Raw genomic sequence first — 24495 nt, 5'->3', positions numbered from 1 at the left:
AGGTAAAAACTACGCCGCCTTGGCGAGCGCGGCCTTGGTCTCGGCGAAGGCCCAGTCGATCCACTGGGTCAGCAGCGCGACATCACTGGCCTCGACGGTGGCGCCGCACCAGATACGCAGGCCGGCGGGCGCATCGCGATAGTAGGCGAAGTCGTAGCCCGCGCCCTCTTTCTCGACCAGCGCCACCAGCTTCTTGCTGAACTCGGCCTGCGCGTCCTCGGAGAGTGAGGTGATCGCGGGATCGGTGAACTTCAGGCACACCGAAGTGTTGGAGCGGATTGCGGCGTCCTTGGCGAGGAAGTCGATCCAAGGCGTCTTAGCCTTCCAGTCGGCGAGCACCTTGGTGTTGGCGTCGGCGCGCGCGATCAACGCCTTCAGACCGCCGATCGACTTGGCCCAGTTCAGTGCGTCGAGATAATCCTCGACGCAGAGCATCGACGGCGTGTTGATGGTCTCGCCGACGAAAATGCCTTCGTTGATCTTGCCGCCCTTGGTCATGCGGAAAATCTTCGGCAGCGGCCAGGCCGGCTTGTAGGTTTCGAGCCGCTCCACCGCGCGGGGCGACAGGATCAGCATGCCATGCGCGGCTTCGCCGCCGAGCGCCTTCTGCCAGGAGAAGGTGACGACGTCGAGCTTGGCCCAGTCGAGGGGTTGCGCGAACGCGGCCGAGGTGGCGTCGCAGATGGTCAGGCCTTCGCGGGTCGCGCTGATCCAGTCGGCGTTCGGCACGCGCACGCCCGAGGTGGTGCCGTTCCAGGTGAAGACGACGTCGGACTTCGGATCGACCTTGGAGAGGTCGGGGATCTCACCGTAAGCCGCGTTGAGCTTGGTGACGTCCTTGAGCTTCAATTCCTTGACGATGTCGCTGACCCAGCCCTCGCCAAAGGATTCCCAGGCGAGCGTGGTGACGGGCCGCGCACCCAGCATCGACCACAGCGCCATCTCGACCGCGCCGGTATCGGAGGCCGGCACGATGCCGATGCGATAATCAGCGGGCACTTCGAGCACTTCGCGCGTCAAATCGATCGCGAGCTTGAGCTTGGTCTTGCCGACCTTCGCGCGATGCGAACGGCCGAGCGCTGCGTCCTTGAGATTTTGGGCATTCCATCCGGGGCGCTTGGCGCAGGGGCCGGAGGAAAAATGCGGCACGTTCGGCCGCGAAGCGGGCTTCGCTACAGTCATCGTCTACCCTTCCAGATAGTAAGCCTCCCGTTGGGGGGAGGTGTCCCGCCGCGGCTGATACGGGAAACGGGAAGAGTCGTCAAGGAAGTTCCGGCGGTTCACGCGCGGGTGATGGCGCCTCCGGTGCGATCTTGGGGGAATCGACCACCGCCAGCGCGTTCAGCAAGCCCGTGGCATCGCTGATCAATTGCGCGGCGCGGCGGCGGCTGCCGACTTTCAAAATGCATTTGTCATTGGCCTGCACGACGTAGTCGTTGCCGACCTTGATCATCGAATAGCTTGTCATCGAAATCCCCGAACCGATCGAGCCCGGTTTCGACGTCCCGTAGCACCGTTCGTTCCTTCACCAACGTGAACGCCGTGACGGTGGTTTATCAGCTCTTAATATGAACGTACGCGCGATCCGATTTCGCTGATCGCGCAAGGCTCATAGCGTGCAGCGTCAAAAGCGGACAGTCATGCCGACGTGACTCGCCGTGAACCCAAGCCGCTTGTAGAAGCGCTGCGCATCTGTTCGCGTCTGATGCGTCAGCAGTTCGACGAGATTGCAACCGCGCGCTTTCGCTTCCGTCACCGCCCATTGCACCAATTGCTCGCCGATGCCGCGGCTGCGGCAATCGGAAGCGACGCGGACGTCTTCGAGCAGACCGCGCAAGCCGCCTTGCGAGCTGAGACCCGGCAGGATCGCGAGCTGCAGGCAGCCGACCACCCTGCCCTCACTCTCGACAACCACAAGCTGGATATTTTGATCGCGCTCGACTCCGCGCGAATGCCTCGTAATAGGACGCATGCAACGGGTCTTCCACGCGCTCGCGTGCGCTCCCGAGATGATCGTCGGCGAGCATCGTCACGATCGCAGCAACATCTTCGCGGCGCGCGGGACGAATGGAGACAGATTGGGCGTTCATAAAGTTACTCCCGCCTCAAGCGCGCCTAACGCACCTTGGGTATCCCGAGAAAGGTCTCGGCTTCGCCGATCCAGCGGCGGATGGCGGCATAGCGACCGAGATCGAAGCCGCCTTCATGCGCGACGCGCGTATAGGCAAGCAGCGAGACGTCGGCAAGCGAAACGTCATCACCGGCGAAGAAGCGGTTTGCCGCCAGATGCTGCTCCATGCGATCGAGCGCCGCGTAGCCGCGCTTGACCTTTTCAGGATCGAGCTCGGAGGCGTCCTTGCCGAGATAGACGAGCTGGAAGCGGCACACCGCGATATAGGGCTCGTGGCTGTATTGTTCCCAGAACAGCCATTCGTCCATCTTGGCGGCAGTGAAGGCGTCGCCCGGAATGAGCGCACTGTCGCGCGCGAGATAGCGGATGATGGCATTGGACTGCGCCAGCGTGCGACCGTCGTCGAAAGCGACGGTGGGCACCTGGCCGGCACCGTTCATCTGGAGGAATTGCGGCGTACGGGTCTCGCCCTTGCGGGTGTCGATCTCGATCCACTCGTAGAGCACCGCGAGCTTGTCGCAGACCCACTTCACCTTCAGACAATTGCCGGAATTGCTATCGCCGTAGATCCGCATCGGTGCCCCCGCGCATTCGGCGACAGAGCATCAGGACGGAAGGAACCTGTCAACAGAAAGCGGGCGACTCAGAACTGGTAGCCAATGCCGACGCGGAAGTTATTCAGGCCGACAGTGATGTCCTTCACGTCCGAGAAGCCGACATGCTCCCATTCGCCGCGAACCAGGATGTTGTTGCAGATCGCGTACTCGACACCGATACCGGCCGTCCATCCGTACATGAAGCTGTTGGTGCGCAGCTCAGTCTTGTTAAACGTACCCGTGTCAATCGTGTCCTGTCGATGGATCGTCGCCGTAACACCGCCCAGGACAATCGACTCGTCATAGTCGTCATGCTTGATGTAGGACACGGTCGCGAATCGCGAAACTTCAGCGCGCCCAATCGCCAGACCGGCGAAGGCATAGGGCATGAAGTCGCCGCCGTCCCAACCGACCCGACCGCGGAAGGTGGCGTAATCCTTCAGCTTTAGCGCAGCACCACCACCGAGTGAAGTGACGTAGGTATAGGTATGGCCCGTTGGCGCCGTCTCACCGTCGAGAATGCGTGTCATGGAATCACTTGCCGAGCTCGATATATTCTTCATGTAGCTGTAATTGGCCTCGACGCCGAACACTGCATCGTAGAGCTGCCAATTGCGGCCGACATAGGCGCCAAACCCGGTCGACTGCACGTGGTTACTCGGCAGCAGCGACCAGCCGCCGACTGGCGCCTCAAGGATGCTGTTGCGAAGCATGAAGTCGGTCATCGTCTTCGGAGCATGACTGAAATCAACATCGGTCGTGGCAAACCCGAACTGGCCGCCAACATAAAAACCGTCCCAATTGTGGGACGTCTTTGACAGCCCGTCGGTGAAGCTACCTCGGAGGATGGGAAGATCGGAGAGATCGGCCGCGTGCGCCGCGGAGACCGTCCCCAACATCGCCGCCGCCAACAAAAGCCTACGCATCGAACACTCCATCGAACTCGAACTTTCACTCGTGATCATGGCCCGTTAACCTTAACCAATGGTTGCGCCGGAGGCTTTCGTCGCCGCCCGCCATGAAAAATACGCAAAGCAAAACGGCGCGGGATGATCCCGCGCCGTTAAGAAGTCCTAACCGATCAGGCTGACGATCAGCCCTTGGTGACGAGCGGCGGCATGTAGGCCGGCGGGCTGTTGAGATCCCAGCGCACGCCGAGCTTGACGTCATGCGAGGTGAGCTCCTTGATCTTGATTGTGGACGGACCCGAGGCGCTGTTGTCGAACAAGCGGTAGTTGCCGGGCGCAGCATCGCCGAGGTTCATGTAGCTGTAGGCCAGTTCGACCGTGAAGCCGGGGTTGACCTTGTAAGCGAGACCGGCGTGTGCGGCCCAAGCCAGGTTCCACTTTCCGCTGTCGGCGAAGTAGGCGACGCTGGCGCTCGGGGTCGGGGTCAGCGCGGCGAGATATGCAACGCCGTCGTCACGGAAGCCGCTAATTTTGTTGTAGGAGCCGCCGACACCGGCGCCGATGAACGGCGTGATGCACCACCAGGTGCCGAGATCGACATAGGCGTTGGCCATGACGACCCACTCCGACTTGCTGCCGCTATAATTGTCCGAGCCAACGAAGCCCGGCCCAATGACGTTATCAGCACCGTGCAGGTTGGCCTTGCCCCGGTATTGGCCGATCACGTCGGTGCGAAACCAGTTGTTGAAGCGATAGCCGACGCCGAGGTCGAACAGCGGTGACGAGTCGAAGCCAAGCCCCTCCGTCGTTTTAGTAAACCCAGGCGCTACCGCGCCGTCGATGCGCTTGGCGCTCTGGTTGGTCATGCCGACGTCGCCGCGCAGGTACCAGCCACCGAAGTCGGCGGGCGGAGCCGGGGGCGCGTACATCGGAGGGGGCGCCGCGATCGGCATGTCGGCGGCGAACGCCATCGAGGAGATCAGGGTTGCCGCACCCGCGGCAAGGAGAGACTTAACGCTACGCATTGGCTTCGTCCTTTTGGCCGGTGAGGCAATACGGCGCCTCACGTTCTGGAAACTCACGGCCCGGACGATGCCAGCAAATGTTTAAGCGCCACTTAACCCTAATTTTTAAGGTTGATTTTTTCTCAACTCGGACGCGCGGGCGGCGCGAGCGTTGCAAAAATGCAGCGCCAAATGCGACGCCGTCGCCGCATTTCCTAACGATGTATGAAGCCGCGTTGCAGCAAGTCAGGATATGTTAACGCGCGTGCCGCGGCAGCTTGGGCAGGAACACCGCAAGCAGGCCGATCGCCGGCAGATAGGCGCAAACCTGGTAGACGAACGCGATCGAGGTGTGGTCCGCGAGCTTGCCGAGCACGGCGGCGCCCAGGCCGCCGATGCCGAAGGCGACACCGAAGAACACGCCGGAGATCATGCCGAAGCGGTGCGGGACCAGCTCCTGCGCGAACACGATGATCGACGACGTCGTCGAGGAGATGATCAGGCCGATGATCACGGACAGCACCGCGCTCGCATAGAGCCCGGCATAGGGCAGCGCCAGCGTGAACGGCAGCGCCCCCAGGATCGAGATCCAGATCACGATCTTGCGGCCGAAGCGATCGCCCAGGGGACCACCGAGAAAAGCGCCGACCGCGTTCGCTGCGAGGAAAATGAAGAGATACATCTGCGCGGCTTGCGTCGACACGCCGAAGCGGTCGATCAGATAGAAGATGTAGTAGCTCGACAGGCTCGAGACGTAGAGCTGCTTCGAGAACAGCAGCGCGACCAGCACGAGGAGCGCAGCGACGACGCGACGCGAATTCGGCGCGTCGGGATGGGCTTGATCCACCGCCGTCTTCTTCGCCTTGATCTGCGGTTCGTACCAGCGGCCGATGCGCCAGAGGATGAGGATCGCAAGGAAGGCGATCGAGGAGAACCAGGCGATGCTGCCCTGCCCGAACGGCACGACGATGAGCGCGGCGAGCACCGGTCCCATCGAGGTGCCAAAACTGCCGCCGAGCTGGAACACCGATTGCGCAAAACCGTAGCGGCCGCCGGAGGCGAGCCGCGCGATGCGCGCCGACTCCGGGTGAAACACCGCCGAGCCGAGGCCGACCAGAGCGGCTGCGACGAGGATGACGAGATATTGGTGGGCGACGCTGAGCAGCAACAGACCGAAGAAGGTCGAGGCCATGCCGATCGACAGCGAATAGGGCTGCGCCTTCTTGTCGGTGTAGTGGCCGACCACCGGCTGGAGCAGCGAGGCCGTGAACTGGAAGGCCAGCGTGATCATGCCGATCTGCGCGAAGTCGAGCGCATAGGTGTCCTTCAGGATCGGATACACCGAGGCGATCAGCGACTGCATGGTGTCGTTGAGGAAGTGCGAGAAGCTGATGCCGGCCAGCACGACATAGGCCGGCCCCGCGGCACCTTTGGCGCCGGGCTCGACGTCGCTGACGAGGACGGGCTCCGTCAGTGTTTCCTCTGAGACGACGACAGGCTTGTTCACTGGAGCATCCCGGCGGGCGCGGCAGATTGCCGCGACAAGCTAGTTACGATGCGCGCGGCGACCGATCCACCGCCAAACACCCATGGCTGGAATGCGCTTCGCCAGATTTCGCGGCCAAACTGCGGCCTGCATGGTTCGAGACGCCCGCCTGTGGCGGGCTCCTCACCCTGAGGGTCTACGTCTTCACCTGGAAACAAAACCTCATCCTGAGGAGCCCGCGACAGCGGGCATCTCGAAGGATGGCTGCGAGTTCAGGCCGCGGCGTTCCCGAGCGCCGAGACGATGGTATCGACGACGTCCTCGACCAGGATGCGATCCTCGCCCTCGCCCATGACGCGGATCACCGGCTCGGTGCCGGAGGAGCGGATCAGCAGGCGGCCATGGCCGTTGAGCCGCTGCTCGCCGTCGGAGATCGCCGATTTGACGTCGGAATTGTCGAGCGGCTTGCCGCCCTTGTGACGGACGTTCTTCAGGATCTGCGGCAACGGATCGAAGCGGTGGCAGACTTCCGACACCGGCCGGCGCAGCTTCTGCACGACGGCAAGCACCTGCAATGCGGCAACGAAGCCGTCGCCGGTGGTGGCGTAGTCGGACAGGATGATGTGGCCGGACTGCTCGCCACCGAGATTGTAGCCGCCGTTCAGCATCTGCTCGAGCACGTAGCGATCGCCGACCGGCGTGCGCACGAGATCGAGCCCCTGCGCATTAAGGAAGCGCTCGAGCCCGAGGTTCGACATCACGGTGGCGACGATGCCCGATCGCGACAGCCGGCCGTCTTCCTTCCAGCTCTGCGCGATCACCGCGAGCAGCTGGTCGCCGTCGACGATGTGGCCGCGCTCGTCGACCAGGATGACGCGATCGGCGTCACCGTCGAGCGCGATACCGATGTCGGCGCGCATCTCGCGCACCTTCTTCGACAGCGCTTCCGGCGAGGTGGAGCCGCATTCCTTGTTGATGTTGAAACCGTCGGGCTCGACCCCGATCGGGATCACGTCGGCGCCCAGCTCCCATAGCGCTTCCGGCACCACCTTGTAGGCGGCGCCATTGGCGCAATCGACCACGACGCGCAGGCCGTCGAGCGACAGATCGCGCGGCAGCGTGCGCTTGGCGAATTCGATGTAGCGGTCATGCACGCCGTCGATGCGGCGGGCGCGGCCGAGACTGGCGCTCTGGGCGAGACGCTTGTCGATGGGCTCATCGAGCAGCTGCTCGATCTGCTTCTCGACGTCGTCGGAGAGCTTGAAGCCCTGCGGCCCGAACAGCTTGATGCCGTTGTCCTCGAACAGATTATGCGAGGCGGAGATCATCACGCCGAGATCGGCGCGCATCGACTTGGTCAGCATCGCGACCGCCGGCGTCGGCATCGGGCCGACCAGCAGCACGTCCATGCCGACCGAAGTGAAGCCCGCGACCATCGCGTATTCGATCATGTAGCCGGACAGGCGGGTGTCCTTGCCGATCACGACCCTGTGGCGGTGGTCACCGCGCTGAAACGCCAGGCCTGCGGCCTGGCCGACCTTGAGCGCGAGCTCCGGCGTGATCAGTCCGTTGGCGCGGCCCCGGATCCCGTCCGTCCCGAAATATTTGCGGCTCATATCGTCCCCCACGCAACAACCAGGGATCCCCAGCGCAACCTCCGGGTGCCCAAGCGGGACCCGCATCCCTGATTTGCTGAGGTCTTATAGAGCCATCACGGCTAACTTGGCTTCAAAAAATATGATGAATCATTACGGAACCGGGCGGCTCCCGGCCCCAATAACGTCTTGTTAACATTATATTTCCGTTGAAGATACTGGAACAGGGCGGAACCGGCACCTAGTCCGAGCGCTTCACATGGCCGTCCGCGCGGCTCGGCGCCGGCTGGGTGACACTGACGGGATCGGAGCCCGGAAAGGTCTCTTCCAGACCCTCCTCCAGCGCTTCCTCGAGATCATGCTTCTCCTTGATCTCCTCCGGCGTCGGTCCGGTGTGCGGCCTGGTCATGGCGCCCTCCTCTCCACAAAGGATTTGCAAACGATTTGGCTGTGCATCCAACCATGCTAGATGACCCCTCGATCTTCCGATGCAAGAGTCTTCCCATACAAGACTCTTCCGACAAGACGGGCCGGGAAACGTTCATGAAGCACATCACCTGTATCGACGATCTTCGCACACTGCATCAGCGCCGCGTGCCGAAGGCGTTCTTCGATTATTGCGACCGCGGCTCCTACGCCGAGGAAACGCTGCGCGCCAACCGCGAAGACATGCAGGCGATCAAGTTCCGCCAGCGCATTCTGGTCGACGTCTCCAAACGCGACACCGCGACCACGATCCTCGGCGAGCCCTCGACCATGCCGCTGATCCTCGCGCCGGTGGGCCTGCTCGGCATGCAGCATGGCGATGGCGAGATCCATGCCTGCCGTGCCGCGCAAGCGGCCGGTATCCCGTTCACGCAGTCGACGATGTCGATCTGCTCGATCGAGGACATCGCGGCCAATGTCGAGAAGCCGTTCTGGTTCCAGCTCTACGTGATGAAGGACCGCGGCTTCATCAAGGAGTTGATCCAGCGCGCGATCGCGGCGAAATGCTCCGCGCTGGTGCTGACCGTCGATCTCCAGGTCATCGGCCAGCGCCACCAGGACATCAAGAACGGCATGACGATCCCCCCCGAGTGGACGATGTCTAAATTTCTGGATTTCGCCACAAAGCCCGCGTGGGTCTCCGGCGTGCTGCGGGGCAAGCGCCGTACCTTCGGCAACATCGCCGGCCACGTGAAGAACACCGAGGACCTCAATCGCCTCGCCGAATGGACCGCCTCGCAGTTCGACACGTCGTTGAACTGGAAGGACGTCGAGTGGGTCCGCAGCATCTGGCCGGGCAAGCTGATCATCAAGGGCATTCTGGACGTCGAGGACGCCGAGGAAGCCGCCAAGACCGGCGCGCAGGCTCTCGTCGTCTCGAACCATGGCGGCCGTCAGCTCGACGGCGCGCCGTCATCGATCGAGGTGCTGCCCGAGATCGCCGAGGCGGTCGGTGACAGGATGGAGATCATGTTCGACGGCGGCATCCGCTCCGGCCAGGACGTGATGCGCGCGCTCGCGCTCGGCGCGAAGTCCTGCATGATCGGCCGCGCCTACGCCTATGGCCTTGGCGCCGGCGGCCAGGCCGGCGTCGCCAAGGCGATCGACATCATCCAGAAGGAGCTGCTCACCACCATGGGCCTGTGCGGCGTCAACCGGATTGACGAAATCGACGAACATATCATCGCGATGTGAACCGCAGCGGCAGTGCCGTAGGGCGGGCAAAGCGAAGCGTGCCCACCAATTCGCAAATCGTAGGGTGGGCACGGCGCTTCGCGCCTTTGCCCACCCTAAGATTTCAGCGTTCGCCCTCACATCGGCGGCGTCACCCCGTCGCGGCCGACATTCACCCGGTTGGCCTCAAGCGAACCATCGTCCTTCTTCACCGCGCCGAAAATGATCAGCTTGGCGCCGGGCTTGAGCTCGGATTTGTCGCTGGCGACGAAGGTGACGATCGGCGTGTCCGGCGGCACCACGACTTTCTTCTCGCCGTCCTTGTACTTGACCGTGATGTTCTGGCCGTCGGTGCCCTTCACCGTCTGCGCCACGGTGGCGTTGGTCATGGTCGAGTTGGCGCGCGCGTCCCAGGGACGAAAACCTTCGGCCGCGCCGCGCTGGTTTTCGGGGAAGATGTGCACCGCGATCGCCTTCTGGGTGCCGTCGGGCTCGGGCAGGCCGGTGACGCCGATATAGGAGCCGTCCTTGATCTCCGACAACGACGTCTTCACCACCGCGAAGACGGCGACGTTGTCGGTCATGCGCACCTTCACGTCGGTTCCTTCGCGGGTCTTGATGCCGAGCGTGTTGCCGTCGACGCTCTCGATGGTGCCGCGGATGCGGACCGTCGGCGTCTGCTGCGCCAGGGCGGATGACGTGACGATGCAGGCGGCGAACGCGGCCACGCCGAGGCGTGATATCCAGGTTCTCTTCGACATGTTGTTATTCTCCATTTACATCGGCGGCGTCAGGCCGTCGCGGCCGACGCTGACGCGGTTGGTTTCGAATGAGCCGTCCGGCAGCTGCTTCATGAAGGCGATCACCTTGGCGCCGGCCTTCAGATCGGATCTGTCGCCGGGGACAAAGGTCACCACCGGCGTATTGTCGGCGACGAACACCTTCTTCTCGCCGTCCTTGTACTTGACCAGCAGCGTATGGCCGTCATTGCCGACCACGCTCTCCGACACGGTCGCATTGGTCATGCTGGAATTGGGCTTGAGGTCATAGGGTCGCGAGCCCTCGCCGGTGCCGCGCATGCTCTCCGGAAACACGTGCACCTCGACCGCGTTCGCGCCTCCGTCCGGTCCCGGCACGGTGGTGGCGCCGACGAAGGAGCCGGGCTTGATGTCGGCAAGTGAAATCCTGGTAATGCCCGACACGTTCACGTCGGAGGCGATGTGCAGCTTGACATCCTCGCCGCTGCGCGCCTTGACCTGCATCGTGTCGCCATTGACGCTTTCGATCGTGCCTCGCACGCGCGTCGGCACCGGCGCCCTTTGCGCAAGGGCCGAGAGGGTCGAGACGGCCACCATCGCGACGGCGATGAGCGGACGTGTGAAAGTTGCACGTTGAACAGACATGATGGTCTCCGATTGCGCCCTATTGTCCCTACGGACATAGAACTCCGGAGATTACGCGCTATTCTCTCAAGTCTTTGTGAGATCGGCCTCGACCAGCGCACGCAGCTCGGCCGTGACCTGCGGCCGCTGGCCGAACCACAGCTCGAAGCCGCGGACCGCCTGATGCAGCAGCATGCCGAGCCCGTCGGCGGTCTTCAACCCGCGCGCCTGTGCGGCCGCCAGCAGCGGCGTCACCAGCGGGACATAGACGAGATCGGCGATCACGGCGCCATCCGGCAGGCGCGCCACTTTAAGGTCGAGTGAAGGCTGACCGTGCATGCCGAGCGAGGTCGTGTTCACGAGAAGTTTTGCACGCGGCAGAATGTGGTCGATGCCATCCCACGCAACAGGATGCACCTTCGGCCCGAACTGCCTTGCAAGCATCTCGGCCCGGCCGACGGTGCGATTGGCGAGATGGACGCGCTTGATGCCGCGTTCAAGCAACCCGAACACGATGGCGCGCGAGGAGCCGCCGGCGCCGAGCACCAGCGCCTCTTCGGCTGCGTCCCAGCCGGGCGCGCTGGCATCGAGATTGCCGATAAAGCCCTCGACGTCGGTGTTGGTCGAGCGCAGCTCGCCGTCCGCAAACCACAGCGTGTTGGCCGCACCGACCGCTCGCGCGCGGGCATCGGGCGTCGACAGCTCGAGCACGCCTTCCTTGTGCGGGATGGTGACGTTGGCGCCGACGAAGCCGCGCAGCGACAGCCGCAGGACGAAGTCACGCAAATTATCGGGTGGAACCGCCTCGATGACATAGCCGCCCTCGATCCCGAGCGTGCGCAGCCAGTATCGATGGATCAGCGGCGAGCGCGAATGCGCGGCCGGCCATCCGATCAGACAGGCTGCGGGAGCCTTGGTCACGGTCGTCCTCCCCTGGGGTCGTTTCGGAGGCGATCCATTTCGTGTCCCGCAGGCGCTGTCAAGCGCGCGGGGCGTCTCGGGAGAGGCTCGACGTCAGGTCGTGCCCGCCTCACCACCCGCGGGCAGCGCCGCGCCGCCCTTGATGTCGGCGACCGCACGCGCGATGGTCTCGCGATAGCGCGCGCGTGGCGGCGTGACGCCATGGGTGAGCAGCGCACGGCGGACCGCAGGCGACGCCCCTGTGATGAACAGCCGGATGCCCTGGCGGTGGGCCTTGGCGGCGACGCGGCCGAGCACGTTGGCCGCGGTCGAATCTAGGAACGGCACGTCGGCGAAATCGACCACAAAACCCTTGCGCTTGTCGGCGATGCCGTCGAGCACACTGCCGATCGCCGAGGCCGCGCCGAAGAAGAACGCGCCGGTGATGCGATAGACCAGCACGTCGCGATCGACCGCGAGTGCGGGGTCGTAAGGCACGCGCCCGCCATTATCGTCATCGGGACGATCGGCGGCCACCAGTGGCGATCGTTCCTCGATGCCCGTCATTTCCGCCATGCGATGGATGAACAGGACCGCGCCAAGCGCGAAGCCAACCAGAATGCCCTCGGTCAGATCGCGGAAGATGGTGAGCAGGAAGGTTGCGAGCAGCACGACGGCATCGCCCCATGACGAGCGAAGGAGCGTCGCGAATTCGTGCTTCTCCGCCATGGTCCAGGCCACCACGACGAGCACGGCGGCGAGCGCGGCCAGCGGGATGTAGCTCGCGAGCGGCGCTGCGATCAGCATGAACAGCAGCAGGAAAACCGAATGCAGCATGCCCGCGAGCGGCCCCCGCGCGCCGGCGCGGATGTTGGTCGCCGTGCGCGCGATCAGCCCCGTGACACAGATGCCGCCGAACACCGCCGCGCCGACATTGGCGGCACCTTGCGCCACCAGCTCGCAATTGGAGCGGTGACGGCGTCCGGTCATGCCGTCGGCCACCACCGCCGACAGCAGCGATTCGATGGCGGCGAGCAGTGCGAAGGAGATCGCATCGGGCAGCACGGCGGTCGCCTTCGCGAGCGAGAATGCAGGCAAGGCTGGCGAGGGCAGTTCCCGCGGAATGCCGCCGAAGCGCGATCCGACGGTCTCGACCGGCAGCGACAGCACGGCACATGCGACCGCCGCGAGCACGACCGCGATCAGGATACCGGGCCAGGACGGCAGCCAGCGTCGCAGGCCGGCGATGATGGCAATGCTGACGATCGCAACCGCGACCGCCGACGGATTGACGGTGTGCAGGCCCCCGGCAAGCGCGACGAGTTTCGGGACGAATTCGCTGGGCTCCTTCGCGAGGAGCGTGATCCCGCCGAGATCGCGCAGCTGGCTGGCGAAGATGATGACGGCGATGCCGGCCGTGAAGCCAACCGTCACAGGATATGGAATGAACTTGATATAGGTGCCGATCCGCAGGAAGCCCGCAGCGATCAGGAACAGGCCCGCCATCAGCGTGGCCAGGACCACGCCGTCAACCCCGTGACGGTCGGCGGTCGCCGCAACCAGCACAATGAAGGCGCCGGCCGGACCGCCGATCTGGAATCGGCTGCCGCCGAGCAGTGACGCAATGAAGCCGCCGACAACAGCGGTGTAGAGTCCGCGGTCCGGCGTCACGCCCGAGGCGATCGCGATCGCCATCGACAACGGCAGCGCGACGATCGCGACCGTGAGGCCCGCGAACACATCGGCACGGAAATCCGATAAGCCATAGCCCTCGCGCCATACGGTGACGAGCTTTGGCAGATAGAGTTCGGTAAAGGTCGGCCGACGAGGCTGGTGCAGCTTGCCTGCGTGTTCGCCTGTGATGCTCATTTCAGCAAAATGCTCCGCTGCCCACAACGCTCCGATGCATCGTGCGGCCGCGTATCGGGGCGCGACGGTGCGTTAGTTAAGACTGCTCCCGAGCATGATCATTGCGGGATCATGCTCCCACCCGACGCGGCGGCCCCGGCTCCTTAAGCCGAACGCCACGTCCGCCGCCTTCGCTGCGCGCCTGTTCGCCGATCAGCTCGACGCCGGCGCGATCAAAGGCTTCGACCACTTTCATCAAGGTCTCGACCACGCCGCGGACATTGCCGGTGCTCGCCTCCATCCGCTGAATGGTCGGCAGCGAAACGCCTGCGAGCTCCGCCAAGGCCCTCTGGTCAATGCCGAGCAGCGCACGCGCTGCCCGCATCTGGAACGACGTGATCACCTTGGCCTCACCTATGAAAGATTATAAATGATGTCTGGAGCATGCACAATGATGTAAAATACATCATAAACGACCGAACGCAAGGGGAAGCTCGCCATGCGAGCCATCCGTCTCCACCGTCATTGCGAGGAGCGAAGCGACGAAGCAATCCAGAATTCCTCCGGGGAAAGACTGGATTGCTTCCGCCTTCGCTAAAGCTTCGGCGGACAAGTCGCTGCGCTCACAATGACGGTTGGGAGGAGCAGCGTGAGTCCAACCTTCGCCACGCCCATTGTGAAGCCCGTCACCCCACCCCTCTCCCCGTAAGAACGGCGAGAGGGAGTGAGACAGTGATGCGTCCCTTACTTCGGCAGACCGATCACGCCGCGTGCTGATGCGCTGCGATGATCTGGTCGGCGGCGCGCCCCGTGACTTCGGCCATGTGGTCGAACTGGCGGGTGAAGCTGCCGGCGCCTGCCGTGGCCGAGCGCAACTCAACGATCAATTCGCCGATCTCGGCTTCCGGCATCATGGCGCGGACGCAGTCCCATCCGCTCCAGCCGTCGCGGGTGTCAAAGCCGAGGATCTGGCCGCGCCGTGCCGACAGAATCGCATTGATCTTGGCGGTGGCGTCGGTCGGGCAGACGATCTCGACCACATGGATCGGCTCCAGCAGCACCGACTGGCATTGCGGCAGGCCCTCGGTGAGCCCGACCCGCGCCGCCGTGCGGAAGGCGAGGTCGGAGGAATCGACGCTATGATAGGAGCCGTCGGTCAGCGTCACCTGCAAATCGGTGACCGGGAAACCGAGCGGGCCGCGGGCGAGCCCGTCGATGACCCCCTCTTCCACCGCGCCGATGTAGTTGCGCGGGACCGCGCCGCCGACCACTTTCTCGGCGAACTTGAAGCCCTCGCCGCGCGGCAGCGGCCTGATGTCGAGCACGACATCGCCGAACTGGCCATGCCCGCCAGACTGTTTCTTGTGGCGGCCGCGCTGGACGATCGGCTTGCGGATGGTTTCCTGATAGCCGATCGCGGGGGGATGCGAAGCGACCTTGACGCCGAAACGATCGCGCAGCCGCTCGCTCGCGACGCGCAAGTGCATCTCGCCCTGACCCCACAGCACGGTGTCGTGGGTCTGCGCGTTCATCACGAAGACGAGCGAGGGGTCCTCCTCGTGCAGCCGCATCAGCGCCTGGCCGAGCTTGACGTCGTCCTTGCGGTCGGTGGCCGCAACCGAGATCGCGAGCACCGGCGGAGTGGGTTCTACGGCGGTTAGCGCTGCCGGCTGGATCTTGCCGCTCGAGACCGTGTCGCCGGTCTTGATCGGGTCGAGCTTGGCGAGCGCCACCGTATCGCCGGCTTCCGCCGCGGTACGCTTGGTGTCGTAGGCCCCGGTGACGGCGAGGATGCCGGAGATGCGGCTGGCCCCTCCGGAGGAGGATTGCAGCGTGGCACCGTCGTCGAGATGGCCAGCGAGCATGCGCGTCAGCGACAGCTTGCCGCCGTGCTGCGAATGCAACGTCTTGAAGACGAAGCCGAGGGCGTCCCTCGTTTCGGGAACGCCGAGACGTTTTGCCGTTTCCGCGATACCGGGCGCCTCGTGGCGCAACGCTTTCATCAAACGCAGCACGCCGTTTTCGCGTGCGGCGGCGCCCAGCAGCACGGGGCAGATCAGCCCGTCGCGCAATTCGCGGGCGAGATCGTCGAACACGGCATCGCGCGGCGGCTGGATGTCCTCGAGCAGCTGCTCCATCAGCGCATCGTCGTGATCGGCGAGCTTCTCCAGCATCGAAAAGCGGGCCTCCTTCTCGCGATCGAGATCGCCGCCTTGGAGCGCGACCACTTCGGAGGCCTTGTGCTCGCGGTAAATGAACGCACGCTCCAGCGCGAGATCGACGAAGCCCTCGATCAACTCGTCCTTCCAGATCGGGATCTGGCGCAGCACCAGCGGTACGCGCGAGGCGGGCTGGAGCATCTCAAGCGTCTCGCGGATGCGCTTGTTGGCGCGGTCGATCTTGTTGAGGAACAGAAAACGCGGGATCTTCAGCTCCTCCAGCTCGCGCAGGATGATCTGAAGCTGCGGCAGCTTCTTCTCGTCGGCTTCGCAGACCACGATTGCGGCATCGACCGCGGGCAGCGCGGCGCGCATGTCGTTGGCAAATTCGACGGAACCGGGACAATCGAGGAAGGTGTAGCTGTCGCCCATGAAACTCGTGGTGACGGCAGTCAGCCCAACGGTCATCTTGTGATGACGGGCCTCTGGCGTGGCGTCGCCGACGGAGGTTCCGGCATCGACGCTGCCGGCACGCGGGATTGCGCCCGTTCGCGCCAGGATGGCTTCGAGAAGTGTGGTTTTACCGCTTTGGAAAGGGCCCACCAGCGCGATGCACCGTGGACCTCGGGGACTTCTGACGTCTTGTCCCATTCGCCGCCTCCTTGGTGTGGAGCTCGGCCCATGATTGGGTCGGCAAACGCTGATGCTCTGCCCGTCCCCGAGATTTGGCAAGCATCAAAAATCGCTGCGGTGCGTCGTCGGTATTTCCTCCTCTCCCGGAGAGAGGTTGAGGAGGAGCGCTTCGGCTGGCGCCGAGTCTCAACGTCCCGGGCGGAGTTCCAGGCTCTCGAGGCCGGCGGCGACGTTGAGGCCGACCTGGCCCTGCACGCTGAGCGGCTGGAGCGCGATCGAATTGTTGGAGCCGCCGACCAGCACGTTGCCGCCGAGGCCGACACCGACCGAGGCGCTGCCCTGCGCACCGGCGTAGTTGCCGGCGAGGTCGCCCGGGCCGAGCCGGTTCACCGGCGCGAACACGCCCCACGCCAAAGCCGTCTCCTGTGTGATGCCGATATCCAGACCGACCTTGCGGATCGTCGCAACGTAACGGTCGTCCGGCAAACCATCGACGCGCAGCACGCAACCGAGATGGGTCACCGATCCCACGATGAAGCCCACGCTGGCGCCGCCGCGGCATTCGAGCACGCCCACCTGCACCATCCGCGATTGCGCGCTGGCGCCCGCAACGGAGGCAACGAGGCTCACAACGGCAAGCCCGGCGAGGAGGAGTGAACGGCGCATGAATATCTCCGGCGATGAATGTGATGCGAGCATGGAGGCGCGGCACACGCCGCGCGATGGTCTATGCCACAACAGTTCCGGTGGCGCCAGATCGTGCAGACTTGAAAGAAAAAGGGCCCGCATTGCGCGGGCCCTTTGATGTCACTTCATGTCTGTGAGTTCAGCGCAGATTGCCGCAGAAGCGCTGGATGCGCTTGCAGGCGTCTTCGAGGTCCGAGGTCTTGGTCGCGTAGGAGATGCGGAACGCGGGGCCGAGGCCGAAGGCCGAACCCTGCACCACGGCGACGCCTTCGGTCTCCAGCAGTTCGGTGACGAACGTCTCGTCATTGTCGATCACCTTGCCCGACGGCGCGGTCTTGCCGATGGTGCCGGCGCAGGACGGATAGACGTAGAAGGCGCCCTCGGGCCGCGGGCACTCGATGCCCTTGGCCTGGTTCAGCATGGAGACGACGAGATCGCGGCGCTCCTTGAAGACCTTGTTGTTGGCGGGGATGAAGTCCTGCGGACCGTTCAGCGCCTCAACCGCGGCCCATTGCGCGATCGACGACGGGTTCGAGGTCGACTGCGACTGGATCGTCGACATCGCCTTGATGAGCTGCGCCGGACCGCCGGCATAGCCGATGCGCCAGCCGGTCATGCAATAGGCCTTCGACACGCCGTTCACGGTGAGCGTGCGGTCGTAGAGTTTCGGCTCGACCTGCGCGACCGTGGTGAACTGGAAGTCGTCATAGACGAGGTGCTCGTACATGTCGTCGGTCATCACCCACACATGCGGATGCTTGACCAGCACGTCGGTGAGCGCCTTCAGCTCGGTCCTGGTGTAGGCAGCTCCCGTCGGGTTCGACGGCGAGCACAGGATCACCCATTTGGTCTTCGGCGTGATCGCGCGCTCGAGTGCCTCGGCCTGGAGCTTGAAGCCGGTCGCGGCGGTGCAGACCACCGGCACCGGCTCGCCGCCGGCGAGCGCCACCATCTCGGGATAGCTGACCCAGTACGGCGCGGGGATGATCACCTCGTCGCCCGGATTGATGGTTGCCATCAGCGCGTTGTAGAGCACCTGCTTGCCGCCGGTGCCGACGATGATCTGGTTCGCCTTGTAGACGACGCCGTTCTCGCGCTGAAACTTGGCGATAATGGCTTCCTTCAACTCGGGAATGCCGTCGACCGCGGTGTACTTGGTCTTACCGGCTTCGATGGCGTGGATCGCGGCCAGCTTGATGTTCGCGGGCGTGTCGAAGTCGGGCTCGCCGGCGCCGAGACCGATGACGTTGCGGCCCGCCGCTTTCAGCGCACGTGCTTTATCCGTGACCGCGATGGTCGCGGACGGCTTCACACGGTCGAGCGCAGCGGCAAGGAAGGACATCGTCATCTCCTGACAAGCGTCGTGAACCCTTTGGCTTCACGACTCCGATTGTGGGAATGAACCACCCTAAAACGAGTGCCGTTGCACCGCAAGAAACTTCGGTCCGATCCCGCAAAAGTTTACGTGTCTGGCGTTTCGAGCCGCGATTTCCCGCAATATTCCGTAACTTTGCCGCGCAAACCCCTCATATCCGACAACGCGTGTCCTCGGAGCAATTTTGCGGCCTTCGCGGGCTATGAAACGAGAACGTCGTCATGCCCGGGCCTGTCTCGCCTGCGCGGCCGAAGCCGCTTCGGCGAGGCGAAGGCCCGGGGCATCCACGTTCTTCGTGCCGTGTGCAGCGCGTAGATGGCCGGGACAAGCCGGGCCATGACGATGCGGAAGCTTCAGTGCCCAAAACGCGACCGCGGTGCTCGCACACGATCGCGTCGAGCAACGCACTTGCGCGTTGACGCAAGCGTGAACTGAGTTGGATGGTCGCACGGAAATGATCTTCCGCCGCATTGCAATGCGGTAGGGTTTTCGAGTTTTTCTATTGGCCGGGTCTTGCGGCGGATTCGCATCGGCATCATTGTTTAGCCGCGTTGCGGGGCAACAAGCGCCGCGCCCTCCCGTCGTCCGGAATCATCCCCAGAATGTACAAGCTCTATTCGATGCAGCGCTCGGGCAACAGCTACAAGGTCCGCCTTGCGCTGGCGCTGCTGAACTTGCCTTACGAAGCGGTCGAGGTGGACATTCTGCGCGGCGAGAGCCGCACCCCGGACTTCCTGGCCAAGAACCCATCCGGCCAGGTGCCGCTGCTCGAGGTCGGCGACGACCGCTATCTCGCCGAGTCCAACGCCATTCTCTGGTACGTCGCCGTCGGCACGCCGCTCGCGCCGGAGAACCGCATCGATCGCGCCGACGCGCTGCAATGGATGTTCTTCGAGCAGCACGCGCTGGAGCCGAACATCGGCGCGGCCTATTTCTGGCTGTCGCTGGTGAGGGGCGGCCGCGACCTCCAGACTCATTCGCTGGAGGACTGGATGGAGCGCGGCTATGGCGCGCTCCAGGTGATGGAGAATCATCTCAGGACCAACGCCTATTTCGCCGCCCGCCAGCTCACGGTCGCCGACATCGCGCTGTACGGCTATACCCACCTCGCCGACCGCTGCGACTTCGACCTCTCGACCTTCCCGGCGATCCGGGACTGGCTGAAGCGCGTGGAAGCGGCGCCTGGCTACGTCGCAATGGACTGGCGGCCGGCCGACATCGAGGACCCCGCCAGCATCGCCGCTGGTGCCTGAGGGGCGAACTCTGGCAAATAGCGGGCATAAAGGTCACCATTGCCGCAATCTCGCCATTTTCGCTCGATTGGCCGCCGCAATATTGCCGATTGCAACAGTGAAATTGTTCGATGTCGCGGGTGATTCGCTCGCGCGTTGAAGGATTTAGACCATGATTCGGGCGTCCGGCACGGCAGGCTTTCAGGGCCCACCCGCTACCGTTTCGTCTTCCCGGCTGACCAACGCGGTCGCGGCCTCGCTCGCCGTCGCCGCGCTCTCGCTGTGCCTGATCGTCACCCTGACGGTGCTGTCGACCAAGGCGACCATGGCGATGGGCCTGCCGGTCTGATTCCCGCTTCATCCTGGACCCGCCTTCAAGGCGCCGCATGGCCCGCGCCGACCGGCATCGCGACAGGACGTCGATGAAATCACCTGTGGTCATCGTTGCAATCACCCTGACCGCGGCCATCCTGGTCGCGGCATCGCTGTTGATCTTCGTCGGCACGCGCAAGGGCCAGGGGACGTCGAAGCTGAATGCGCCCGCGCTGCAACAACGTCTCAAGCACGCGCACTTGGTCTAAAATCATCCGAAAGCTTTGCGCGAGACCCAAAGCGCACCTTAAGCACACCGCGCGAAACCGCATCGCAATGGCGCAATGTTCGGTCAGTGTTGCCGCCTTACCTCGTTCAGGAAGGAGCGAGACAGCCCCATGCGGTTGGGATGGCGTGCGATCTCCGGTCCGGCGCTGACGGCAGCGACTTTGCTGCTGACGATGTTTTTCGATCGCTTCGTCCCCACTCCCTGGCCCGCGCCGCTGCTCGTCTGCATCGTGGCGCTCGCCGGCGCGCTCTCGGGTCCCGCTTCCGCCGTCGCCAGCGCAGCCATCGCCGTCATCGGCGCGGCACTGCTGCTCCTCAGCCGGCACGGCGTTGCAGGCCTTACCACGGCGGATATGATCCAGCTCGGCCTCCTGGCCGCGACGGCCGCGGGCACCGCAGGCATCACCGGCCTGATGCGCCAGCGGCTGCTCGGCACGTTTGCCGCCGAGCGTCGGAGTCACGCCATCGCCGCGCGGCTGTCGGCCGCGCTCGACCAGGTCGATATCGGCATCGTGCTGCTCGATGCCGAAACGCGCGCCGAATTCATCAACCGCGCGTTCCGCGATTATTTTGCGGTGCCGGACGACATCGCCGACGGCAAGCCGCCGTTCGTCGCGCTGATGTATCACGGCCGCGACACCGGCGCGTTCGAATTGCCCGAGGACGAACTCGGCACCTTCATCGCTCAGCGCATGGAGATGGTCCGGATCGGCGATGCCACGCCGATCAACATCGCCTTGCGCAATGGCGAGGTGTTGCGCTTCGTCTGTGCCGCGCTGCCCGACGGCGGCCGCATGCTGAGCTACACGCCCGTGACCGACCTCGTGCGCCACACCGATGCGCCGTCCCGCGCCGACTACTACCGCTCGCTGCGCGATCCCGCGAGCCGCAAGCTGATCCGGTATCTGCGCGTCGCGGAGTGATGCGCGATTGATCAGCACGTCCATCATCACGTATGAAGGACGCCTCATCGATCGCGGGAATTTCAAATGTCGCTTACCATTCGCTCCGTCACGAGGCAGGACTACGAACAATGGCTGCCGCTGTGGGACGGCTACAATGCCTTTTACGGCCGCTCCGGTCCGACCGCGCTCTCGCCCGAAATCACGCGCGTGACATGGCAGCGCTTTTTCGATGCCTATGAGCCGGTACACGGATTGGTCGCCGAGAGCGACGGCCGCCTGCTCGGGATGACGAATTACCTGTTTCACCGCAGCACCACCGCGATCGAGCCGTCCTGCTATCTGCAGGACCTGTTCACGACCGAGGCCGCGCGCGGCAAGGGCGTCGGCTCGGCGCTGATCCATGGCGTCTACGAGCGCGCAAAGCTCGTGGGATCGCCGCGCGTGTACTGGCAGACGCACGAGACCAACGTGACGGCGCAGCGCCTGTACGACAAGGTCGCCGAGCGTTCCGGGTTCATCGTCTATCGCAAGATCTTCTGATCCTCGCGATCGCGCCGCCTGTGGATAACTCTGTCTGTCACCTGCGCGTAACATAGCGGGACTAGGCTGCAGCTGCGTCTGGTCAGCCCCCCGTCACCGATCAAGCGCCCCAAAGCGGTCCCCGTCAGTCGCCGCGTCTGACAGGGGCCGCATTTTTTTGTCGGCAGTCCTTGTCGGCAGCCTTGTCAGCATGGCAGCAACGCGGCGCACGGCTTGCTGCGGCGGGGCACCGCGGTCACAATGCGCCCCTGCCCATCTCCGACGGGGATCTCCCATGGAACTTCGCAATCTCGGCGCCTCCGGCCTGCGCGTGTCTGCGGTCGGGCTTGGCTGCAACAATTTCGGCCAGCGCACGGACCTGGAGACCTCGCGCAAGGTGATCCACGGCGCGCTCGATCTCGGCATCACGCTGTTCGACACCGCCGACATCTATGCCGGCATGGGCGGTTCGGAAACGGTGCTCGGCACCGTGCTCGGCGACCGCCGCAAGGAGATCGTGCTCGCCACCAAATTCTCCAAGCCGATGGCGGCCGACGGAACCAAGCAGGGCGCTTCGCGCCGTTACATCATGAACGCAGTCGAGGCGAGCCTGACGCGGCTCAAGACCGACTACATCGATCTCTATCAGCAGCACGATTACGACCCGCTGACGCCGATGGAGGAGACGTTGCGCGCGCTCGACGATCTCATCCGTCAAGGCAAGGTGCGCTACATCGGCAATTCCAATTTTCCGGCCTGGCGCCTGGCGGAAGCCGAGTTCATCGCACGCGCGATGAATGTCAGCCGCTTCGTCTCCTGCCAGGACGAATACAGCCTGCTGGTGCGCGACATCGAAAAAGACCTGCTGCCGGCCGCACAAGAGTACAAGCTCGGCCTGCTGCCGTTCTTCCCGCTCGCAAGCGGGCTGCTCACCGGCAAGTACCAGCGCGGCGCGGCCGCCCCGACCGATACGCGCTTCGGCAAGGTACCGGCATTACGCGACCGCTATGTCACGCCGCGCAACGAGGACATCGTCGAGAAGCTCACGGCATTTGCGAAAGCGCGCGGGCACAGCATGCTCGAGCTCGCCTTCTCCTGGCTCGCCGCGCGCCCGCAAGTGTCGAGCGTGATTGCCGGCGCCACCCGCGTCGCGCAGGTCGAGGAGAACGTGAAGGCGATTGCGTGGAAACTCGGTGCGGAGGAGATGGCGGAGATCGACAAGATCACGCTGGGCTGATCTTTGCGGCGGCGCGCGCTACTTGGCGCCGCGCCCCACCGTCTGCATCACCTCGAAGCCCTCGAACTGGGGATGGCCGAGATAAGTCGGCTTGGTGTCGCCGGCCCGCGCGTGCGCGGCACGAAAAGCATCCGATTTGGTCCAGGCCTCGAACGCCGCATGGTTCGCCCACACCGTGTGCGAGGCGTACAGCGTGTGATCCTCGAGCTCGGGGCCGCGCAGCAGATGAAACTCGACGAAGCCCGGCACCTTGTCCAAATGAGTATCGCGCGACAGCCAGACCTGCTCGAAAGCGGACTCCGAGCCCTTGGCGACGCGGAAGCGGTTCATGGCGATGTACATGGGTGATGGTCTCCTGATGTTCGGCTGATCATGTCGTCATTCCGGGACGCGCCGCAAGGTGCGAGCCCGGAATCGCAGGTTAAGCAACCAGCCCCTTCATCGGACGTGCGCTTGCGCTGTCCGGAAACACCGTCTCGGCCAGCACGCGATCCGACAGGCCGAACTGGCCCTGCAGCACGCCCTTGATCACGGAGCGCAGATCGGTGGTGGGCTTGAGATCGCGGGCCTCGAAAAGGTTGGCAGGCTTGAGGCCGGGCCAGTCGGCGATGACGCGGCCGCCCTTCACCGCGCCGCCGGCGAGCAGCGCGATCGTTCCCGTGCCGTGATCGGTGCCGTCGGTGCCGTTGATGCGCGCGGTGCGGCCGAATTCGGTGGCGACCACGACGACGGTGTCGCGCCAGCGTTCCCCTAAGCCGCTTTCGAACTCAGCGAGCGCACCGTCGAGCCCGCCGAGCAGGAATGCGAGGCGACCGACAGGGCCGCCTTCATTGGCGTGCGTGTCCCAGCCATCGAACGCGAGCGCCGCGATGCGCGGGCCGTCGTCGGACGCCATCAGTTTTGCGGCGCCGCGCGCGACCTGCCGCATCTGCGCGACCGCATTGCCCGGCTTCGGCTTCATGTCGTCGCCGCTCGCGGCCTTTTCCAGCGCAAGGCCCTGCGACAGCACGGCCGCCAGCGCGGGATCGCGGTGACGATAGAGCTCGACCAGACGCATTGCGGTGTCGTCATCGGCTTGCGGCAGCGCCACCGGCGCCCAGCCGACGGTCGGCGCATTGCCGCGCAGCACCAGCGGCGTGGTCGGGCCGACGGCAAGAGCACTCGACACCCGCTCGCCGCGCGGCAGCGCTTCCAGCGCGCGGTTGAGCCAACCGGATTGCACGCGCCCCGGGCCGGCATAGCCGCTTTCGAGCACGTCCTGGCCGTCGAAATGCGAGCGGTCGCGATAGGGCGTCGCGACCGCGTGGATCACCGCGGCGTGCCTGTCGCGATACATGCGTGCGAACTCAGGCATCGCCGGATGCAGCGCAAAGAAAGTATCGAGCATGATCGCGGGATGCGCACCGTCCGCCGTGAGCGCGATCGCCCCGTGCAGGCCGGCATAATCGGGATCTCCGACGGGCGCGACGGTCGAAAGCCCATCAAGCGCGCCGCGCAGGATCACCACGATCAGGCGAGGATCGCGGCCATCCGCGGCGCGCGCGAATTTCGGCAAGTAAGCCCAGGCCGCGAACGAGGCGCCGCCAAGCAGGAGGCCGCGCCGCGAGGTGAGGAGCCGGTTCTCGACGCAGTCGATCAT

The 24495-nt window shown here is 64.5% G+C and carries 25 protein-coding genes and 1 pseudogene; 7 read left to right on the top strand and 19 right to left on the bottom strand.

Features of this window, described 5'->3' with window-relative positions; genetic code table 11:
• Positions 1–9 precede the first annotated feature (9 nt).
• The 9 genes and pseudogenes from ACIPUD_RS27165 to ACIPUD_RS27125 all read right to left on the bottom strand — a co-directional run bounded on the left by ACIPUD_RS27165 (position 10) and on the right by ACIPUD_RS27125 (position 8129).
• On the bottom strand, positions 10–1182 hold the full coding sequence (locus ACIPUD_RS27165) for a phosphoserine transaminase (protein WP_085348790.1): 1173 nt from the start codon (positions 1180–1182) through the stop codon (positions 10–12).
• 79 nt (positions 1183–1261) lie between these two features.
• On the bottom strand, positions 1262–1453 hold the full coding sequence (locus ACIPUD_RS27160) for a hypothetical protein (RefSeq protein WP_231190264.1): 192 nt from the start codon (positions 1451–1453) through the stop codon (positions 1262–1264).
• 171 nt (positions 1454–1624) lie between these two features.
• A pseudogene (locus tag ACIPUD_RS27155) lies at positions 1625–2090 on the bottom strand (GNAT family N-acetyltransferase).
• Positions 2091–2115: 25 nt separating this feature from the next.
• Complete coding sequence (locus tag ACIPUD_RS27150; protein WP_085348793.1) at positions 2116–2706, bottom strand: glutathione S-transferase family protein; 591 nt, start codon at positions 2704–2706, stop codon at positions 2116–2118.
• A 68-nt stretch (positions 2707–2774) separates the two neighbouring features.
• Entirely contained in the window at positions 2775–3653 is an 879-nt protein-coding gene (locus tag ACIPUD_RS27145) for an outer membrane protein (protein ID WP_446481872.1), read from the bottom strand.
• Between the two features lie 167 nt (positions 3654–3820).
• Positions 3821–4660 carry an outer membrane protein gene (locus ACIPUD_RS27140; RefSeq protein WP_204512350.1) on the bottom strand — a complete coding sequence of 280 codons (840 nt, stop codon included), beginning with the start codon at positions 4658–4660 and terminating at the stop codon, positions 3821–3823.
• A 235-nt stretch (positions 4661–4895) separates the two neighbouring features.
• The gene (locus tag ACIPUD_RS27135; RefSeq protein WP_446481871.1) at positions 4896–6146 is read right to left on the bottom strand and encodes an MFS transporter; all 1251 of its coding nucleotides are present in this window, start codon (positions 6144–6146) and stop codon (positions 4896–4898) included.
• Positions 6147–6397: 251 nt separating this feature from the next.
• Positions 6398–7741 carry a phosphoglucosamine mutase gene (gene glmM / locus ACIPUD_RS27130; RefSeq protein WP_018453554.1) on the bottom strand — a complete coding sequence of 448 codons (1344 nt, stop codon included), beginning with the start codon at positions 7739–7741 and terminating at the stop codon, positions 6398–6400.
• Positions 7742–7961: 220 nt separating this feature from the next.
• Positions 7962–8129 (bottom strand): hypothetical protein, encoded by a 168-nt coding sequence (locus ACIPUD_RS27125; RefSeq protein WP_018453553.1) that lies wholly within the window; start codon positions 8127–8129, stop codon positions 7962–7964.
• 134 nt (positions 8130–8263) lie between these two features.
• Between ACIPUD_RS27125 and ACIPUD_RS27120 the strand changes: the two genes are divergently transcribed.
• Positions 8264–9400, top strand: a complete 1137-nt coding sequence (locus ACIPUD_RS27120) for an alpha-hydroxy acid oxidase (RefSeq protein WP_018453552.1) — start codon at positions 8264–8266, stop codon at positions 9398–9400.
• A gap of 116 nt (positions 9401–9516) precedes the next feature.
• On the opposite strand, the gene ACIPUD_RS27115 is transcribed toward ACIPUD_RS27120, so the two are convergent.
• From ACIPUD_RS27115 to ACIPUD_RS27080, 8 genes are all read right to left on the bottom strand, one after another.
• On the bottom strand, positions 9517–10140 hold the full coding sequence (locus tag ACIPUD_RS27115; RefSeq protein WP_026232553.1) for a hypothetical protein: 624 nt from the start codon (positions 10138–10140) through the stop codon (positions 9517–9519).
• Between the two features lie 15 nt (positions 10141–10155).
• Positions 10156–10782, bottom strand: a complete 627-nt coding sequence (locus ACIPUD_RS27110; RefSeq protein WP_085348798.1) for a hypothetical protein — start codon at positions 10780–10782, stop codon at positions 10156–10158.
• 66 nt (positions 10783–10848) lie between these two features.
• Positions 10849–11682: a shikimate dehydrogenase gene (locus ACIPUD_RS27105; RefSeq protein ID WP_085348799.1), complete on the bottom strand. Its 834-nt coding sequence runs from the start codon at positions 11680–11682 to the stop codon at positions 10849–10851.
• Between the two features lie 93 nt (positions 11683–11775).
• On the bottom strand, positions 11776–13530 hold the full coding sequence (locus tag ACIPUD_RS27100) for a SulP family inorganic anion transporter (protein ID WP_018453548.1): 1755 nt from the start codon (positions 13528–13530) through the stop codon (positions 11776–11778).
• A gap of 109 nt (positions 13531–13639) precedes the next feature.
• Positions 13640–13912 carry a helix-turn-helix domain-containing protein gene (locus tag ACIPUD_RS27095; RefSeq protein WP_007614761.1) on the bottom strand — a complete coding sequence of 91 codons (273 nt, stop codon included), beginning with the start codon at positions 13910–13912 and terminating at the stop codon, positions 13640–13642.
• Between the two features lie 358 nt (positions 13913–14270).
• The gene (locus tag ACIPUD_RS27090; RefSeq protein WP_446481870.1) at positions 14271–16319 is read right to left on the bottom strand and encodes an elongation factor G; all 2049 of its coding nucleotides are present in this window, start codon (positions 16317–16319) and stop codon (positions 14271–14273) included.
• Positions 16320–16487: 168 nt separating this feature from the next.
• The gene (locus tag ACIPUD_RS27085) at positions 16488–16967 is read right to left on the bottom strand and encodes a DUF992 domain-containing protein (protein WP_446481869.1); all 480 of its coding nucleotides are present in this window, start codon (positions 16965–16967) and stop codon (positions 16488–16490) included.
• 160 nt (positions 16968–17127) lie between these two features.
• The gene (locus tag ACIPUD_RS27080; RefSeq protein WP_007596745.1) at positions 17128–18330 is read right to left on the bottom strand and encodes a pyridoxal phosphate-dependent aminotransferase; all 1203 of its coding nucleotides are present in this window, start codon (positions 18328–18330) and stop codon (positions 17128–17130) included.
• A 635-nt stretch (positions 18331–18965) separates the two neighbouring features.
• On the opposite strand from ACIPUD_RS27080, the gene ACIPUD_RS27075 reads away from it, so the two are divergent.
• The 6 genes from ACIPUD_RS27075 to ACIPUD_RS27050 all read left to right on the top strand — a co-directional run bounded on the left by ACIPUD_RS27075 (position 18966) and on the right by ACIPUD_RS27050 (position 22856).
• Positions 18966–19616, top strand: a complete 651-nt coding sequence (locus tag ACIPUD_RS27075; RefSeq protein ID WP_018453545.1) for a glutathione S-transferase family protein — start codon at positions 18966–18968, stop codon at positions 19614–19616.
• Between the two features lie 151 nt (positions 19617–19767).
• Positions 19768–19944 carry a hypothetical protein gene (locus ACIPUD_RS27070; RefSeq protein WP_007614766.1) on the top strand — a complete coding sequence of 59 codons (177 nt, stop codon included), beginning with the start codon at positions 19768–19770 and terminating at the stop codon, positions 19942–19944.
• 37 nt (positions 19945–19981) lie between these two features.
• A complete protein-coding gene (locus ACIPUD_RS27065; RefSeq protein WP_018453544.1) occupies positions 19982–20176 on the top strand; it encodes a hypothetical protein in 195 nt (64 codons plus the stop codon).
• A 129-nt stretch (positions 20177–20305) separates the two neighbouring features.
• Positions 20306–21118, top strand: a complete 813-nt coding sequence (locus ACIPUD_RS27060) for a PAS-domain containing protein (RefSeq protein WP_446481868.1) — start codon at positions 20306–20308, stop codon at positions 21116–21118.
• A gap of 66 nt (positions 21119–21184) precedes the next feature.
• Positions 21185–21640 (top strand): N-acetyltransferase family protein, encoded by a 456-nt coding sequence (locus ACIPUD_RS27055; RefSeq protein WP_446481867.1) that lies wholly within the window; start codon positions 21185–21187, stop codon positions 21638–21640.
• 274 nt (positions 21641–21914) lie between these two features.
• Entirely contained in the window at positions 21915–22856 is a 942-nt protein-coding gene (locus ACIPUD_RS27050; protein WP_446481866.1) for an aldo/keto reductase, read from the top strand.
• Positions 22857–22874: 18 nt separating this feature from the next.
• Here the strand turns inward: ACIPUD_RS27050 and ACIPUD_RS27045 are convergent, their stop codons facing one another.
• Both ACIPUD_RS27045 and ACIPUD_RS27040 read right to left on the bottom strand, forming a co-directional pair.
• Positions 22875–23198, bottom strand: coding sequence for an antibiotic biosynthesis monooxygenase family protein (locus ACIPUD_RS27045; RefSeq protein WP_446481865.1), 324 nt, complete (start codon positions 23196–23198; stop codon positions 22875–22877).
• 79 nt (positions 23199–23277) lie between these two features.
• The gene (locus ACIPUD_RS27040) at positions 23278–24495 is read right to left on the bottom strand and encodes a DUF1501 domain-containing protein (RefSeq protein ID WP_026232550.1); all 1218 of its coding nucleotides are present in this window, start codon (positions 24493–24495) and stop codon (positions 23278–23280) included.

The organism is Bradyrhizobium sp. CAR08 (assembly GCF_052871955.1).
This window is presented reverse-complemented; position numbering and strand designations above follow the sequence as displayed.